General features: G+C 55.4%; 13 protein-coding genes and 1 CRISPR repeat array. Of the genes, 7 read left to right on the top strand and 6 right to left on the bottom strand.

Translation table 11 applies throughout. The features are described from left to right. Nucleotides 1-84: 84 nt before the first annotated feature. From rarA to lrp, 4 genes are all read right to left on the bottom strand, one after another. Nucleotides 85-1,428, bottom strand: a complete 1,344-nt coding sequence (rarA, locus tag O1721_RS11700) for a replication-associated recombination protein RarA (RefSeq protein WP_023296220.1) — start codon at nt 1,426-1,428, stop codon at nt 85-87. A 9-nt stretch (nt 1,429-1,437) separates the two neighbouring features. Then, nucleotides 1,438-2,052, bottom strand: coding sequence for an outer membrane lipoprotein periplasmic chaperone LolA (gene lolA, locus O1721_RS11695; RefSeq protein WP_017384837.1), 615 nt, complete (start codon nt 2,050-2,052; stop codon nt 1,438-1,440). Between the two features lie 127 nt (nt 2,053-2,179). Then, a complete protein-coding gene (locus O1721_RS11690; RefSeq protein ID WP_032647886.1) occupies nt 2,180-5,848 on the bottom strand; it encodes a DNA translocase FtsK 4TM domain-containing protein in 3,669 nt (1,222 codons plus the stop codon). 135 nt (nt 5,849-5,983) lie between these two features. Next, nucleotides 5,984-6,478 (bottom strand): leucine-responsive transcriptional regulator Lrp, encoded by a 495-nt coding sequence (gene lrp, locus O1721_RS11685; protein ID WP_000228469.1) that lies wholly within the window; start codon nt 6,476-6,478, stop codon nt 5,984-5,986. A 543-nt stretch (nt 6,479-7,021) separates the two neighbouring features. On the opposite strand from lrp, the gene trxB reads away from it, so the two are divergent. The 7 genes from trxB to O1721_RS11650 all read left to right on the top strand — a co-directional run bounded on the left by trxB (nt 7,022) and on the right by O1721_RS11650 (nt 14,856). Continuing rightward, the gene (gene trxB / locus O1721_RS11680; protein ID WP_003858303.1) at nt 7,022-7,990 is read left to right on the top strand and encodes a thioredoxin-disulfide reductase; all 969 of its coding nucleotides are present in this window, start codon (nt 7,022-7,024) and stop codon (nt 7,988-7,990) included. A gap of 114 nt (nt 7,991-8,104) precedes the next feature. Next, on the top strand, nt 8,105-9,871 hold the full coding sequence (gene cydD, locus O1721_RS11675) for a heme ABC transporter permease/ATP-binding protein CydD (protein ID WP_015570980.1): 1,767 nt from the start codon (nt 8,105-8,107) through the stop codon (nt 9,869-9,871). Next, a complete protein-coding gene (gene cydC / locus O1721_RS11670) occupies nt 9,871-11,592 on the top strand; it encodes a heme ABC transporter ATP-binding protein/permease CydC (RefSeq protein WP_032647885.1) in 1,722 nt (573 codons plus the stop codon). The genes cydD and cydC overlap by 1 nt, the downstream gene beginning before the upstream one ends. A 45-nt stretch (nt 11,593-11,637) precedes the next feature. Then, nucleotides 11,638-12,342, top strand: a complete 705-nt coding sequence (gene aat, locus O1721_RS11665) for a leucyl/phenylalanyl-tRNA--protein transferase (RefSeq protein ID WP_032647884.1) — start codon at nt 11,638-11,640, stop codon at nt 12,340-12,342. Nucleotides 12,343-12,626: 284 nt separating this feature from the next. Then, nucleotides 12,627-12,845: a translation initiation factor IF-1 gene (gene infA / locus O1721_RS11660; protein WP_002211347.1), complete on the top strand. Its 219-nt coding sequence runs from the start codon at nt 12,627-12,629 to the stop codon at nt 12,843-12,845. A 347-nt stretch (nt 12,846-13,192) separates the two neighbouring features. Continuing rightward, nucleotides 13,193-13,703: a CRISPR direct-repeat array (repeat unit 28 nt; unit sequence TTTCTAAGCTGCCTGTACGGCAGTGCAC). 239 nt (nt 13,704-13,942) lie between these two features. Further along, entirely contained in the window at nt 13,943-14,386 is a 444-nt protein-coding gene (parS, locus tag O1721_RS11655; protein ID WP_023296216.1) for a type II RES/Xre toxin-antitoxin system antitoxin, read from the top strand. After that, on the top strand, nt 14,383-14,856 hold the full coding sequence (locus O1721_RS11650) for an RES family NAD+ phosphorylase (protein WP_032647883.1): 474 nt from the start codon (nt 14,383-14,385) through the stop codon (nt 14,854-14,856). The genes parS and O1721_RS11650 overlap by 4 nt, the downstream gene beginning before the upstream one ends. A gap of 22 nt (nt 14,857-14,878) precedes the next feature. Here O1721_RS11650 and cas6f read toward each other — a convergent pair whose 3' ends face one another. Both cas6f and csy3 read right to left on the bottom strand, forming a co-directional pair. Then, nucleotides 14,879-15,433, bottom strand: coding sequence for a type I-F CRISPR-associated endoribonuclease Cas6/Csy4 (gene cas6f, locus O1721_RS11645; RefSeq protein ID WP_032647882.1), 555 nt, complete (start codon nt 15,431-15,433; stop codon nt 14,879-14,881). A 9-nt stretch (nt 15,434-15,442) separates the two neighbouring features. Beyond that, a complete protein-coding gene (csy3, locus tag O1721_RS11640; protein ID WP_032647881.1) occupies nt 15,443-16,441 on the bottom strand; it encodes a type I-F CRISPR-associated protein Csy3 in 999 nt (332 codons plus the stop codon). Nucleotides 16,442-16,444: the final 3 nt, after the last annotated feature.

Genomic DNA, 16,444 nt, shown 5'->3' with positions numbered 1-16,444 from the left:
TGTGCTTATCGAATTAAAAAAGGAAAAAGTGACCACAGCCTGCGGCCACAGAGATATATTGCCAACATTACCGCAACGATTGAACTAACGGTAGCGTTTTATAGGGCTATTTTGATCCTGTCCGGCAAGCCAGGCGAGCTTTTCGCCAATCTTACCCTCAAGACCTCTGTTTGTGGGATGATAATAGCGGGTTTGTGCCATCTCCTGCGGGAAATACTCTTCCCCGGCGGCGTAGGCGTTGGGTTCATCATGGGCGTAGCGATACTCCTGCCCATACCCCATCTCTTTCATCAATTTGGTTGGCGCATTGCGCAGATGAACCGGCACATCGTAGTCCGGACGTTCACGCGCATCCGACATCGCCGCTTTGAAGGCGGTATACACCGCGTTACTTTTCGGCGCGCAGGCCAGATAGACAATTGCCTGCGCAATGGCACGCTCACCTTCCGCGGGTCCGACGCGGGTAAAGCAGTCCCAGGCGGAAATAGCGACCTGCATGGCGCGTGGATCGGCATTACCGACATCTTCTGACGCGATGGCAAGACAGCGACGCGCGACATATAACGGATCGCCACCGGCGGTAATGATACGCGCGTACCAGTAGAGCGCCGCATCCGGGGCGCTGCCGCGCACGGACTTATGTAACGCAGAGATCAGGTCGTAAAAACGATCGCCTTTATTATCGAAGCGCGCGCTGCGTTCACCGGCTATTTCGGTGAGCAATTCAGGTTTCAGTACGCGCTTGCCGGCATCATCCACTTCGGCCATATCGGCCATCATTTCCAGCGTATTCAGTGCACGACGCGCATCGCCGTTGACCAGTTCAGCGATCGCACGACGCGTATCGTCCGGCAGAACGATATCCTGTCCGCCGTAACCCCGCGCTTTGTCCTCCATCGCCTGGGTCAGAACCTTTTCGATATCCTCTGTAGTCAGGGATTTAAGCAGGTAAACGCGGGCGCGGGAAAGGAGCGCAGAGTTCAGCTCAAACGACGGGTTTTCCGTGGTTGCGCCGATGAAGAAAATCGTGCCGTCTTCAATGTGCGGCAGAAACGCATCCTGTTGGCTCTTGTTGAAGCGGTGGACTTCATCGACAAACAGAATGGTGCGGCGCCCGGCATTACGGTTTTGCCGCGCGCGCTCGATCGCCTCACGAATCTCCTTCACGCCGGAGGTAACCGCCGAGATGCGCTCAACGTCCGCGTTAGCATAGCGGGCGATCACTTCAGCGAGGGTTGTTTTGCCGGTGCCGGGTGGCCCCCAGAGGATCATGGAGTGCAGATGCCCGGCCTCTATGGCGCGCGGCAAGGGTTTCCCCGCAGCCAGAAGGTGTTGCTGGCCGATGTACTGCGCTAAATTTTCTGGCCGCATACGGGCGGCCAGAGGTTGAAACGCATTATCTGAAAAATCGAGCGAAAGGTTGCTCACTCATGCCTCTTACTTATTACGTTGGTCGTCCACCGTTACGCCCTGCGGCGGGGTAAAGGTGAATTTCGAAGCATCTACGGCGCCGTTTTGCTGAGACTTAAGCTGATAGCTACTGCGCTGATCGTCCTGCTCAACCGCACCGAACTGATTAATGGTACCGTTGCTGCTCACGTTAATGGTGAACTGCTTCAGGTTACCGTTGCTGCCTTTTGGCGTCAGGACGAACTCATCACCGTTTTGTTTAATGTTGTACTGCTGCCAGTCGCTGGACTGGTTACGGGCAATGAGCATAAACGGCGTATTGCTGGTCGCGTCTTTCAACCAGGTGGCGGTCGCCTGCTCAACAAACGGGTTGTAGAACCATAAGGTTTTCCCGTCGGACACCAGCACGCTTTCATCCGGCTGGGTCATGTGCCAGTTGAAGAGATTCGGGCGTTTCACCCACAAATCCCCCTGACCTTCCTGCACCGCGTTGCCACTGCCGTCAGTCACTTTTTGCGTGAAGCTGGCGTGGAAGCTGCTCACTTTATCCAGTCGGCTTTTAAGGTCGCTGGCTGCATCAGCCCAGACGCTGCTGGCAACAAAACTGGAGAGTAATGCACAGACGATGGCGATTTTTTTCATTGTTATTCCTTAAAATACGTCTTCCCGATATGGGGGTTCCGTTTCTATTCTGGACCTGCCCGAAGGCAGGCGACAGAAGAATATGCTTAATTTTTGCTGATTTACCCTTCTTTGCAATCGCTGAAGGTTAATCAAACGGCGGTGGCGCCAGCACCTCACGGTTACCGTTATGCCCCTGTTCGCTCACAATACCCTGGGCTTCCATCTGCTCGATAATACGCGCCGCGCGGTTGTAGCCAATACGGAACTGGCGCTGGACGCCGGAGATGGACGCCTTACGTTTTTCGGTAACGAAATTAACCGCCTGGTCAAATAACGGATCCAGCTCTTCGCCGCCGTCAAAACCACCGCCGCCACCTTCGCTTTCACTGTCGGAGGTGATGCCGTCAACGTATTGCGGCCGACCGCGCGCTTTCCAGTCCTGCACCACCGCGTGCACTTCCTGGTCGCGAACAAATGCACCGTGGACACGCACCGGCGAGGTGGAGTTCGGGCCGGAATAGAGCATATCACCCATCCCCAGCAGCGACTCTGCACCACCCTGGTCCAGGATAGTACGCGAGTCAATTTTACTCGACACGGTAAACGCGATACGGGTCGGGATGTTTGCCTTAATAAGTCCGGTGATAACGTCTACGGACGGACGCTGCGTTGCAAGCACCAGGTGGATGCCCGCCGCACGCGCTTTCTGTGCCAGACGCGCAATCAGCTCTTCCACTTTCTTGCCAACGGTCATCATCAGGTCGGCGAATTCATCCACCAGCACCACGATGTAAGGCAGTTTTTCCAGCACCGGATGCTGGGCATCCATGCTGTCACCCGGCTTCCAGTATGGGTCCGGAATCGGACGGCCCATACGTGCAGCCTCAGCGATTTTCTCGTTATAACCGGCCAGGTTACGCACGCCCAGCGCAGACATCAGCTTGTAGCGACGCTCCATTTCATTGACGCTCCAGCGCAATGCGTTGGCGGCGTCCTTCATGTCGGTCACTACTTCCGTTAACAGGTGCGGAATGCCTTCGTAGACGGATAGTTCAAGCATTTTCGGGTCGATCATGATGAAACGCACATCTTCAGGCTGCGCTTTGTAGAGCATACTGAGGATCATGGCGTTCACCCCGACCGATTTACCGGAGCCGGTGGTACCCGCAACCAGCAGGTGCGGCATCTTCGCGAGATCGGCAACCACCGGATCGCCAGCGATATCTTTACCCAGCACCACGGTCAGCGGGGACGGGTTGTCGCGGAATTTGGTGTTATCCAGAACTTCACGCAGATAAACGGTCTGGCGTTTCTTGTTTGGCAGCTCAAGGCCAACGTAAGGCTTACCTGGGATCACTTCCACCACGCGTACCGCCACGGTCGACAGAGAACGCGCCAGGTCACGGGACAGGTTAGAAATACGCGCCGCTTTTACGCCTGGCGCCAGGTTCAGTTCGAAACGGGTGATCACCGGGCCAGGGGAGTAGTTCACCACGTCCGCTTTAATACGGAAGTCAGCCAGACGCGCTTCCACCAGACGGGCCATCTGCTCAAGAGCAAAAGTATCCACCGGTTCGACTTCCGCTGGCGGCGGCGTTAACAGATCCAGCGACGGCAACGGCGTACTTGGTCGTTGCAGCGGACGGCTGTCTCCGTTACGCATCAGCAGCGGGTGAATCAGGCTTTCCTGCGGCTGTGGTGCTGGCTGCTGGAACTGCGGCTGCGGCGGTTGGGCCGGCGGTGTATGCGGCTGCGCATAAGCCTGCGGCACTGGCTGTTGTGGTTGCGCATTAACCTGCGGCGCTGGCGCCTGACGCACCGGTTCCGCTTCTGGCATCACGCTCGGCGTGAACAGCGGTTCGCTCGGACCGTCATCCACCAGATCTTTCATCGGTGAAAATTCAAAATCCGAGAGCGAGAACGGGTTTGCCCCCGAAGGCTGCTCACCGGAATAACGTTGCTGCTGCGTGGCCGCAAACTGACGCGCTAATTCCGCTTCGGCAGCATCATCTTCATCCTGCTGAGAATGAACATCGTGTTGGTACTCATTCCCGTAGCGTTGAGTCTGCTGGGCGGCAAACTGACGCGCCAGCTCATCCTGATGCAGTTCGTCGGCATCATCTTCGTAGTCGGACTCACGGGCTTTTTCTTCCGCCATACGCTGGGAAGGCAGTTTAATGCCATAAGAGGCCAGCTCCCGGCGCGTCGGTACGCGCACGCGATTAGGACGCGGCAATTGTGGACCAATGCCCTCTTTTACCTGAGGACGCGGCGCACCATCGGTTGCCGGGCTGAATAGCGGAGCGGACGCGGCAGCGGCTGCCGTTGCCTGCTTCACGGTTTCCGCTCCTGACGCAACGGCTGGCGCTGGATCTACAGGTGCAACGCTTGCAGAAGGCGCTTTTACAACAGGCTCCTGCACCGGCTCAGGCACGGGCTGATACCAGGCGGCAAGCTGCTCGCGCTCTCGGGCACGGCGCTCTTCCACCTCTTCAAAATAGTACAATGGCGGACGGGATGGCTTCGCTTCCTCCACCACTTCGGGTTCAGACACCGGCGCAACGTATGGCTGTTCAGGTTCAGCAGGTTCGGGCGTATAAGCCTGATACGGCTGTTGCGGCTCGCTGGCAGGCTCAGGCGGCTGATACGGTTGCTGCCACTGTTCCTGCTGCACAGGAATATAGCTTTCAGGCTCCGGCGCAATGGTCGGTTCAGGCGTATGGACACCTGGCGCAGTCTGCCAGTCCACCTGCGGTTGCTGGATCGCGGACTCCGGTGCCGGAACAGGCGAGGACGGCATCACGGCTTCAACAGGCGCAACATGGGCCTGCGCAGCCGTCGTTGCGGCAGCAGCAGCGGCTACCGGTTCAGTCACGGAATGACCATGCAACAGCGGATCGTATTCATCATACTCACCCGGCGTAGCTCGATGACCAGAGAACAACACATCATCAGGATCGACGGCCGCGCCGCGATACTCAATCTGCTCCTCTTCATCCATACGTTTGCCGGAGAAAAGCGCGGCATCCGTTTTACGGCCTAACGGGTTAGCAAATTTTTCAGCAACGCGCTGGCGGCGTGCCAGAGCACCGCGCAGAATACGGGCACGGCGGGATTCACGACGCTGCACGGGTGCCTCGTCTTCCTCTTCGTACTCATCTTCATATTCGTCTTCATCGACCCACGTATCATCACGACGGGTGCGATTGCTGGCAAACGTCAGCAGAGTCAGAATAAAGCTGCCGATTTTTTCGGCAATGCTCACCCAGGACCAGCCGGTAAACAGCGTCAGGCCCGCTGCCCAGATACAAAGCAGCGCCAGCGTGCCGCCGCTGCTGTGAAGCATCGGTTGCAGCGCGGAGCTCAACAGGCTGCCAATCACCCCGCCGGAGGCGAAGTACCAGATGTCATCGGCGTTGATCGCCGCCAGTCCGCAGGAGGTGAGGATCAGCGCCAGGGCGCCAATCAGGCGCAGCGAAACGGCAAAATAATCGATGTAGTCGTCGTTCTGTCGATGACGCCAGGCAAACCAGCATCCGCCAATAATGATGACGGGAAGGGTATAGGCCATCACACCGAAAATGAAGAAGAGCGTGTCCGCAAGCCAGGCGCCGGGAACGCCACCTAAATTATGGATAGGCTCATGCCATGCGGTTTGCGACCAGCTGGGGTCTGAGGGGTTGAAACTGAGTAAGGCAGCCATCAGCCAGACGGCAAAAAGGGCAATAACAATCAGTAACGCCTCAAGGAGACGACGTCCGCTGCTTAGCTTAGATAATGTGACTTCTTTGTCTTCAGTGTATTCCTGGCTCAAGAAAGGCTCTCCAGGTATCAGGCATGTCCTGCCTGTGTGCTAAAACGGACAACAGCGCCGGGACTCCCCGGCACTGTTGCTGTATGGATTAACAGGAGTGTAATCAAACTACACTGATTTTGCACCTGTTCCGTGTTAGCGCGTCTTAATAACCAGACGATTGCTCTGTTTGACCTCTTCCATCACCACATAAGTACGGGTGTCGTTCACGCCTGGCAGACGCAGCAGGGTTTCACCCAGCAGCTTACGGTAGGCGGACATATCAGGCACACGGGTTTTCAACAGGTAGTCAAAATCACCGGAAACCAGATGACACTCTTGAATTTCTTCAAGTTTTTGTACAGCGGCGTTAAATTGCTCAAACACATCTGGTGCACCACGATTCAGAGTAATCTCAACAAATACCAGAAGTGAGGCATCCAGATAATGCGGGTTCAGCAGAGCCGTATAGCCCTGAATAAAACCCTGTCTTTCCAGTCGACGCACACGCTCAAGGCACGGCGTCGGGGAAAGTCCCACACGTTTTGAAAGCTCGACGTTGGAAATACGCCCATCCTTTTGCAATTCATTAAGAATGTTACGATCGATACGGTCGAGATCTTTGCCAGGGCGCTTCTTGCTATCTACCATTATTATTGTCTCTCTGTATTCCTTCCCTACTCCTGCCTGGACCCTGTGCACATCACTGTTCAGAGCCTGGACCCGTTATTCATCACATCGCCTGGTTATGTATTAGACGCGATGTAGATTCGGGTTCTGCGGTAAGAAGACCGTTGCCCGAAAGCAGTCACAGACATCACGTATGGCGTCTGTCCACACCATGCGTAGATTTCACTGACCCGGTAAAAATGGCATTTCCGTGCATGTCTATGCGGCATGCAGTTCGTGCGTCTTTTTTTCTTCCTTGAATGTTTTCGCAAAAGCGCAGGGGATTGTCAAAGCAAAACATCGATTTTTAGTACAACATGCCGGATATTCATTACGGAGGGGTATTAATCCTCATTTTATTGCCTTATAAACGCGCGGTTTTCAGTAGCAGAAGTGATGTGACCGCCTCTGACCTATAGGGCGCGTCTATTGCATATATCGGAAGCAAAACTCTCCTGCTCTTTTTTTACGGCAACAAATTCCCTACAATCCAGCCCATTGCCTGCCAACAACAATGGGGATCTCATGGGCACGACCAAACACAGTAAGCTGCTAATCCTTGGTTCTGGACCTGCGGGATATACCGCAGCGGTCTATGCTGCACGCGCTAACCTGCAACCGGTACTGATCACCGGGATGGAAAAAGGCGGTCAGCTGACCACCACCACGGAAGTGGAAAACTGGCCTGGCGACCCGAACGACCTGACCGGGCCGCTGCTGATGGAGCGCATGCACGAGCATGCCGCCAAATTCGAAACCGAAATCCTGTTCGACCACATCAATAAAGTGGATTTGCAGAACCGTCCGTTCCGCCTGACGGGTGACAGCGGCGAATACACCTGCGATGCGCTGATCATCGCCACCGGCGCCTCTGCCCGCTATCTCGGCCTGCCGTCTGAAGAAGCGTTCAAAGGCCGCGGCGTGTCAGCCTGCGCGACCTGCGACGGTTTCTTCTATCGCAACCAGAAAGTTGCGGTTATCGGCGGCGGCAACACCGCTGTGGAAGAAGCGCTCTACCTGGCAAACATCGCCTCAGAAGTACACCTGATTCACCGTCGCGACACCTTCCGCGCGGAGAAGATCCTGATTAAACGCCTGATGGACAAAGTGGCGAGCGGCAACATTGTGCTGCATACCAACCGTACGCTGGAAGAAGTGACTGGCGATCAGATGGGCGTGGCGGGACTGCGTATCCGTGATACCCAGAACACCGATAACGTCGAAACGCTGGAAGTGGCAGGCCTGTTTGTGGCAATCGGTCACAGCCCGAACACGGCTATCTTTGAAGGCCAGCTGGAGCTGGAGAACGGCTACATCAAAGTGCAGTCTGGCATTCACGGCAACGCCACCCAGACCAGCGTTCCGGGTGTCTTCGCAGCTGGCGACGTGATGGACCATATTTATCGTCAGGCGATCACTTCTGCGGGCACCGGTTGTATGGCCGCGCTGGACGCAGAACGCTACCTGGACGGGCTGGCTGAACAAGGCAAATAATCTTTACAAGTCAGTAACAAACGTAAATAAAGGCGGCCACTGGTCGCCTTTATTTTTGCTCGCGTGTAACATGCAGAGGTCTAATTTCTTATAACGTCACCTGCAAAGTACGCAATGGAAAAAACCCGTCAACAAGAGTTAACCCGCTGGCTGAAACAGCAAAGCGTTCTGTCCCGCCGCTGGCTTATGATTTCCCGCGTTCTGGGATTCATCAGCGGTCTGTTGATTGTTGCCCAGGCATGGCTGCTGGCCCGCATTCTCAACCATATGATCATGGAGAACATCCCGCGCGAAGCGCTGCTGTTGCCGTTTATCGTTCTGGTGCTGGTTTTCGTTCTGCGTGCGTGGGTGGTCTGGCTGCGCGAGCGGGTTGGATTCCATGCCGGGCAGCACATCCGCTATGAGATCCGCCGCAAGGTGCTCGACCGGCTTTCGGAAGCCGGGCCTGCGTGGATCCAGGGCAAACCGGCTGGTAGCTGGGCGACGCTGATCCTTGAGCAAATCGACGATATGCACGATTACTACGCGCGTTATCTTCCCCAGATGGCGCTGGCGGTGTTTGTGCCCCTGATGATTGTTATCGCCATCTTCCCTGTTAACTGGGTGGCGGCGTTGATCCTGCTGGGCACCGCCCCGCTCATCCCGCTGTTTATGGCGATGGTCGGCATGGGTGCGGCAGATGCTAACCGTCGTAACTTCCTGGCGTTGGGTCGGTTGAGCGGTCATTTCCTGGACCGTCTGCGCGGAATGGAAACCCTGCGGATCTTCGGTCGTGGTGAAGCGGAAACCGAAAACATTCGCCTGGCGTCGCAGGATTTCCGTCAGCGCACCATGGAAGTGTTGCGCATGGCCTTTCTCTCATCTGGTGTGCTCGAATTTTTCACCTCCCTGTCGATTGCGCTGGTGGCGGTTTACTTTGGCTTCTCCTACCTCGGCGCGCTGGACTTTGGCCACTACGGTACGGCGGTCACGCTTTCCGCCGGGTTCCTGGCGCTGATCCTGGCCCCGGAATTTTTCCAGCCGCTTCGCGATCTCGGCACCTTTTACCATGCCAAAGCGCAGGCGGTGGGTGCTGCCGACAGCCTGAAAACCTTCATGGAAACGCCGCTGGCGAATCCGGAGCGTGGTGAGGTAACGCTGAATACGAACGATCCGGTGACCATTGAAGCACAGGATTTTTCTGTTCTGTCGCCTGAAGGCAAAGTGCTGGCCGGTCCGCTGAACTTTACCCTGCCTGCCGGGCAACGTGTGGTGCTGGTGGGTACCAGCGGCTCAGGTAAAAGCTCATTGTTGAATGCGCTGTCAGGTTTTATGGCGTACACCGGATCGCTGCGTATCAACAAAACGGAGCTGCGCGAGCTCGATCCTGATGCCTGGCGTAAACAGCTGAGTTGGGTGGGGCAAAACCCTCAGCTGCCAGCTCCGACGCTGCGCGAGAATGTGCTGCTGGCACGCCCGGATGCGCGTGAAGATGAGCTGCAATCGGTCCTCGACCGCGCCTGGGTCAGCGAGTTTCTGCCGCTGCTTGCGCAGGGTGTCGATACCGTCATTGGCGATCAGTCTGCCGGGCTGTCAGTTGGCCAGGCACAGCGCGTCGCGGTCGCCCGTGCGCTGCTGAATCCCTCTTCGCTAATGCTGCTGGACGAACCTGCGGCCAGCCTGGACGCTCACAGCGAGCAGCGCGTGATGGATGCGCTTAACGCAGCCTCACGCCAGCAAACCACCCTGATGGTGACTCACCAGCTGGAAGGTATTGCCGACTGGGATCAGATCTGGGTGATGGAAAACGGACACATTGTTGAACAAGGCGATTACGCCGCGCTTGTTGCCGCGCAGGGGCCGTTTGCGACCCTGCTGGCGAACCGTCAGGAGGATATCTGATGCGCGCCCTGCTTCCGTATCTTGCACTGTATAAACGCCACAAATGGATGCTGACGCTCGGGATCGTGCTGGCGATCGTTACTCTGCTGGCCAGCATCGGTCTGCTTACGCTTTCCGGCTGGTTCCTCTCCGCGTCTGCGGCCGCAGGCTTTGCCGGGCTGTACAGCTTTAACTACATGCTGCCTGCCGCCGGGGTGCGCGGCACGGCGATTACGCGAACTGCCGGACGCTACTTCGAACGTCTGGTCAGCCACGACGCGACCTTCCGCGTGCTGCAACACCTGCGTATTTACACCTTCAGCAAACTGCTGCCCCTCTCCCCTGCCGGGCTGGCACGTTTTCGACAGGGCGAATTACTCAACCGCGTGGTCGCAGATGTGGATACGCTGGATCACCTCTATCTGCGCGTCATTTCACCTATGGTGGGCGCGTTTGTAGTGATTGTCGTGGTCACGCTGGGGTTGAGTTTCCTGGATGTTCCCATCGCACTGACGCTCGGCGGCATCATGCTGATGACGCTGATTATTCTGCCGCCCCTGTTTTATCGTGCAGGTAAAACCACCGGGGAAAACCTGACGCGCCTGCGAGGGGAATATCGCCAGCAGCTCACCGCCTGGTTGCAGGGACAGGCCGAGCTCACCCTTTTTGGTGCCAGCAAACGGTACCGCGCCCGCATGGAAAATACGGAGCTGAACTGGCATGAAGCCCAGCGGCGCCAGTCTGAACTGACCGCGTTCTCCCAGGCGCTGATGATGTTAATTGGTGGGATTGCCGTTATCGCCATGCTCTGGATGGCCTCCGGTGGCGTGGGCGGTAACGCGCAGCCTGGCCCGCTGATTGCGCTGTTTGTTTTCTGTGCCCTGGCAGCCTTTGAAGCCTTAGCCCCGGTCACGGGCGCTTTTCAGCATCTCGGCCAGGTGATTGCCTCTGCGCTGCGCATTACGGATATTGCCGAGCAGGAGCCGGAAGTGAAGTTCAGCGCGGGTCAAACCGCTGTGCCAGAGCAGGTCGCGCTGACGCTCAGCAATGTCACTTTCGTCTACGACAAGCAGGCGCAAAACGCGCTGGAAGACATCACCCTTTCTGTTGATGCCGGGCAGCGCATTGCGATCCTTGGCCGTACGGGATGTGGGAAATCGACACTTCTGCAACTTCTCACGCGCGCGTGGGACCCACAGCAGGGCGAGATTCGGTTTAACGACGTTCCGCTGTCTGGTTTTAGCGAAGCGGCCTTGCGTAAAACGGTCAGCGTCGTGCCCCAGCGGGTGCATCTGTTCAGCGCTACGCTGCGCGATAATCTTCTTCTGGCGGCACCAGACGCCTCCGACGATACGCTGCGGGCAATGCTGGAGCAGGTTGGGCTGCACAAGCTGCTTGAAGACGACGGGTTGAACAGCTGGCTGGGTGAAGGGGGTCGACAGCTTTCCGGCGGCGAACTGCGTCGTCTGGCCATTGCGCGTGCGCTGCTGCACGATGCGCCGCTGATGCTGCTGGATGAACCGACAGAAGGACTGGATGCCACGACAGAGAGCCAAATCCTTGATTTACTGGCGAATGTGATGAAAGGTAAAACCGTGCTGATGGTCACGCACCGTCTGCGAGGGCTGGTGAATTTCGATCAGATAATTGTGATGGACAACGGACACATAATTGAGCAAGGTAGTCACGCAGAGCTGCTGGCAAAACAAGGTCGCTACTACCAGTTTAAACAGCGCCTGTAGACTATATTTGTAGCGTCCTCTCTCGCGTACTGGAGTTCTGTTGTCATGCGCCTGGTGCAGCTTTCTCGCCATAATATTGCGTTCCCTTCTCCGGAGGGGGCGCTGCGTGAACCTAACGGCTTGCTGGCTCTGGGCGGCGATCTCAGCCCGGCACGGCTCTTAATGGCTTACCAGCGCGGCATCTTTCCGTGGTTTTCTCCTGGCGACCCGATCTTATGGTGGTCTCCTGACCCGCGAGCCGTACTGTGGCCTGGGCAGTTTCACCTGAGCCGCAGCATGAAGCGTTTTCATGCAAAATCACCCTTTCGCGTCACGCTTAATCACGCCTTCGGCCAGGTTATCGAAGGCTGCGCTGAAGATCGTCTAGAAGGCACCTGGATAACCCGCGATATCATTATCGCCTATCACCAGCTTCATGAGCTGGGTTACGCGCATTCGATCGAAGTGTGGAGCGGCGACGACCTCGTCGGTGGCATGTACGGCGTGGCGCAGGGTACGCTGTTCTGCGGCGAGTCGATGTTCTCCCGCTCCACGAATGCGTCGAAAACCGCGCTGCTGGTTTTTAGCCAGGAATTTGCCCGACGTGGAGGACAGTTAATGGATTGTCAGGTGCTGAATGAGCATACCGCCTCGCTCGGCGCCGTTGAAATCCCCCGCCGACACTATATCGAACACCTGGAACAGTGCCGAAAGGAGACCCTACCACGCGATTTTTGGGTTCCCAGAACGCTCTTTATACCCAATGCCTAAATGTTTTCCGCATATTTTTTATGAGGGTGTTATAATTACGCCGCAGAGTAGCTTCTGCCTGTTGCCCCGCCGCCGTTTGGGACCCTCGCTTCAGATAACGTCCTTACGTTTATCCTGTCGTCTCCCCTTTACGAATGCGCTTTCCGTTCGGTTGTACCGTGACGCTTGGGCAATACGCTGAGACTGTTTTGCTGCGTTTTAAACGCGCAATTCTTTACTTAATTGAGGAATTTCGGCATTATCTTGCCGGTTCAAAACTTGGTAGTGATACCCCAGAGGATTAGATGGCCAAAGAAGACAATATTGAAATGCAGGGTACCGTACTTGATACGTTGCCTAATACCATGTTTCGCGTAGAACTGGAAAACGGTCACGTGGTAACTGCGCACATCTCCGGTAAAATGCGCAAAAACTATATCCGCATTTTGACGGGCGACAAAGTGACTGTTGAGCTGACCCCGTACGACCTGAGCAAAGGCCGCATTGTCTTCCGTAGTCGCTAATTGTTTTCGCCTGTAATGGCAGATGAATATTAAATAAGGCCGGGATATTCCCGGCCTTATTTTTTTGTTAGTACAGTCGATTATTTGAACGAGTGGTTGGGTTTCGGATTTTGTGTTGGTTGTGCGGTGGTGCACGGATGCGGTGGGAAGTACTGCTGCATTGGATGTTATAAAACTGCCTGTTCGGCAGTGCACTCACTCGTCGCGCCATAGAGCAATCGCAGGAATTTCTAAGCTGCCTGTACGGCAGTGCACATTAACTCATTTGTGCAAATGGGCATTGAGTGTTTCTAAGCTGCCTGTACGACAAGTGCACAAATAAGCGTCACGCAGCTTGAAACGATAATCTTTCTAAGCTGCCTGTACGGCAGTGCACTCCTGATAGAAGAACGGCGTAATCGCTTTTTTTTTCTAAGCTGCCTGTACGGCAGTGCACCGCACCGTAATGCATCAAACGCTGGGTGACTATTTCTAAGCTGCCTGTACGGCAGTGCACACACCCGCAGAGTGAACGGACACTATTTGTCTTTTCTAAGCTGCCTGTACGGCAGTGCACAGCCGCCGCAGCAGCGATGCGCCGTTCCGACGTTTCTAAGCTGCCTGTACGGCAGTGCACATATTGAACAGTCCCGCATTTTCGATTTGCAATTTCTAAGCTGCCTGTACGGCAGTGCACCCGACAATGCCGAAGATGTATTGCCAGCCTGATTTCTAAGCTGCCTGTACGGCAGTGCACGATGCGCACCGGTGAGATGAATGCATATGTGGTTTCTAAGCTGCCTGTACGGCAGTGCACGTGCAGTAACCGGAATGGATATCCAGTCATGCAGTTTCTAAGCTGCCTGTACGGCAGTGCACTTAAATCATATCTCTCCACCATCATGATTTTCATACAAAAAAAGCTAAAATCCCTGCTCAAACCCTTTTTTTGCGCTCCAGGATATTTAACCGAAAAATCAATATATTACATTCTGGGCAAAAATTAGGGTCAACTCCCATCCTTCTTTTACCCCACCCTGAACAAAAAACACCCGTTCCATACCCCCTGACAAATGGCTATACTTACTCATGACAAATGACATCACTCAGGAGGTATCATGAGAACATGGGTTCCTGCGCAAAGGCCGGCTGATAACACGCTGTGGCGCTACGCCGGTTTACCTGCAAGCAGAGGCATGCGGCTGATTGAATATCTCAATCAAGGATTACCCGTCAGCGTCCTCGACAATATTCACGAGTGGACGGACATGTCGAAAGCGGAGATTTTACGCGTCACGGGAATTAACGAGCGTAACGTTGCCCGCCGCAAAAGTACGGGCCGGACGCTGACGCCCGACGAGAGCGAACGTGTGGCGCGTTTCGTTCGGGTACTGGATGCGGCCGTCGATTATTTCGGCAGTAAAGAAGAGGCATGGAACTGGTTGCAGTTACCGGTACGTGGGCTTGGCAATGTTGCGCCTGTCGATCTGATTGCCACGGAAACCGGTGCGCTGGAAGTTACCGATTTGATTGGTCGGCTGGAGCACGGAGTGTTCGCATGATTTTTTATCGTCTGGTGACAGGACGTTTTGCCAGCGAAGCGTGGAGTGGCAGTGGTGCAAACCAGTATGGCGGACGCTGGAATCATAAAGGCCATCCTGCCGTGTATGTCTCCACCTCCATCTCGCTGGCTTCACTGGAAATTCTGGTGCATGTCAGAAAAGACACCGTGCTGAACCAGTACCAGCTTTTCAGCATTAATATCCCGGATGATCAGATTGATTACCTGGATAAAGCGTGGCTGCCCGAGGACTGGCAGGAAAATCCGGCGCCGGTATCAACGATGGATCTGGGTACCGGTTGGTTGCAGGCTAACAGCGCTCTCGCACTCATCTTACCCTCCTGCATCATTCCCTATGAAAACAACGCCATACTTAATCCATTGCATCCGGCATTCCGCAAAGCACTTAATTCTGTTGAGTTACTGCCTTTTAATTTTGATACCCGTCTCGCAGAAAAAACCGCACCCTGAAAGCTGATGCGGCTGTGATTTATCAGAACCAGGGAACTGTCGCTGTCGCGCTGAGTCCGTAGGTTGAAAACATGCCAACCACAGGTGCGGAAAGCAACTCACCATGACGGATAAAAAGCCTGAAAGACTGGCCCGTCGAGAGGCTACGTAAATTGAGCCAGGGTAAATCGGTCCTCGCTTCCTCCATTGTGCGTATCCTTTGCTGCGCCTCTTCTTCGGTTATCCAACCTTTTTTTACCGAACGACGCATAAGCCGCGGCGCGCTGCTTTTCACCTGGACACGGGATACGCATCGCCAGTGATATACCTCTGGCACGGCTTTAATTGCCGTGCACAGACAGTAATCGCTCAGACCTTTTCTCCATGCCAGCGATTCGAGTTCGCTTAACGCCAGGTGTTCGCCGTGCAGGCGTAACACCGCGCCGGGCTTAATACCGTGCGCAGGGAAGCTAACGCCAATATCCCCTTTCCCTCGCTGACCCAGCGCACGATGAAGTTTGGCCATCAGCGCGGCCATTAGCATCTCCTCGCTAAACTCCGGGTCGGGCAACACGCGGATCTCAATGTAGTGATCCATAATCACTCCTTACTCGCCCTTCTCGCCGAAGACACCGCCACGGATCAGTACGGCCATCACATAATGCTGCTGCGCAACGTCGGGTTTCTGCCCTTTCGTCACCCAGTTATCAAGAAGCGTGTAGAAGTCCATTTTCTCTTTTGGCTGACGGCAGGCCACGCCGCGGCTGGTGACCGATCCATACGGTTCAACGGCTATCGCGCCAAGTTCATCCACCTTTGGATGCCAGGTATCGATCGTCCGAATCGCATTGCCGATTTTCTGCGAGTGCATGCCAGCCACATTATCAACCTGATACAGCAGGCGACTCTTACTGCTGTTGCTGTCAAGAACCAGCTCCTGCGACGGGAAGACCTCCTGTCCGGCACCGAGCAGCACCTGCGCCTCTACGTTCAGCAGCACAAATCCCTCACCGCTAAGCCCTTTTTCAATTTCCTGCGCCAGAGCTTCAAGATTCTTATCGCTTGCAGAAAAATCTCGCAGTGCGTAGCAATAAGCATCAAACGTCCACGTTTTACTGCCCGTAACGTTTACCGTAATTTTTTCAGCGCCGACGCGGTTACGCCATAAAAAACGTCCGTTCGCCAGGTTAGTTGCATAGCGGCGCGCCAGTTCTGCAAAGCCGTGTTCACTGATATAGCCGTCAATAACCTGCTGAAGCGCATCCTGATAGGCGCGGTCATTACACACGGAAGGCGTGGACAGGTTGCCCAGCACGCGTAGGGTAAACTTCACCTGTAAGGTGTCGGCGTCTGCGGGCAGCGCAGCCACATCCACCCGCTGGAGGTTAGCTTTCTGGATCTCGGCATCCAGTTTTGCCGGATCGTTAGTAAGCGCGTTCTTCAGGCGGTTGGAAATCGTGCCACGCACCGCTTTTTCCTGAATGCGGATCGGTTGCCAGGTTTCACCCTGCCAGCTTCCGGAATACATCACCGCATCCGTCGTCGCCAGTTTACGTTCAAATGCCAGAACAGATGCCGTTTTAACGGCAGTTGGAGCCTTTGCCATAGC

It is taken from the genome of Enterobacter cloacae complex sp. HYC033_NIDB (assembly GCF_056673335.1).
This window is presented reverse-complemented; position numbering and strand designations above follow the sequence as displayed.

What these genes read in the sequence shown, in the direction of transcription:
- aat (WP_032647884.1), top strand. Translation starts at nt 11,638, where the DNA reads ATGCGCCTGGTGCAGCTTTCTCGCCATAATATTGCGTTCCCTTCTCCG.
- lolA (WP_017384837.1), bottom strand. Translation starts at nt 2,052, where the DNA reads ATGAAAAAAATCGCCATCGTCTGTGCATTACTCTCCAGTTTTGTTGCC.
- cydC (WP_032647885.1), top strand. Translation starts at nt 9,871, where the DNA reads ATGCGCGCCCTGCTTCCGTATCTTGCACTGTATAAACGCCACAAATGG.
- O1721_RS11650 (WP_032647883.1), top strand. Translation starts at nt 14,383, where the DNA reads ATGATTTTTTATCGTCTGGTGACAGGACGTTTTGCCAGCGAAGCGTGG.
- parS (WP_023296216.1), top strand. Translation starts at nt 13,943, where the DNA reads ATGAGAACATGGGTTCCTGCGCAAAGGCCGGCTGATAACACGCTGTGG.
- cas6f (WP_032647882.1), bottom strand. Translation starts at nt 15,433, where the DNA reads ATGGATCACTACATTGAGATCCGCGTGTTGCCCGACCCGGAGTTTAGC.
- trxB (WP_003858303.1), top strand. Translation starts at nt 7,022, where the DNA reads ATGGGCACGACCAAACACAGTAAGCTGCTAATCCTTGGTTCTGGACCT.
- lrp (WP_000228469.1), bottom strand. Translation starts at nt 6,478, where the DNA reads ATGGTAGATAGCAAGAAGCGCCCTGGCAAAGATCTCGACCGTATCGAT.
- infA (WP_002211347.1), top strand. Translation starts at nt 12,627, where the DNA reads ATGGCCAAAGAAGACAATATTGAAATGCAGGGTACCGTACTTGATACG.
- csy3 (WP_032647881.1), bottom strand. Translation starts at nt 16,441, where the DNA reads ATGGCAAAGGCTCCAACTGCCGTTAAAACGGCATCTGTTCTGGCATTT.
- cydD (WP_015570980.1), top strand. Translation starts at nt 8,105, where the DNA reads ATGGAAAAAACCCGTCAACAAGAGTTAACCCGCTGGCTGAAACAGCAA.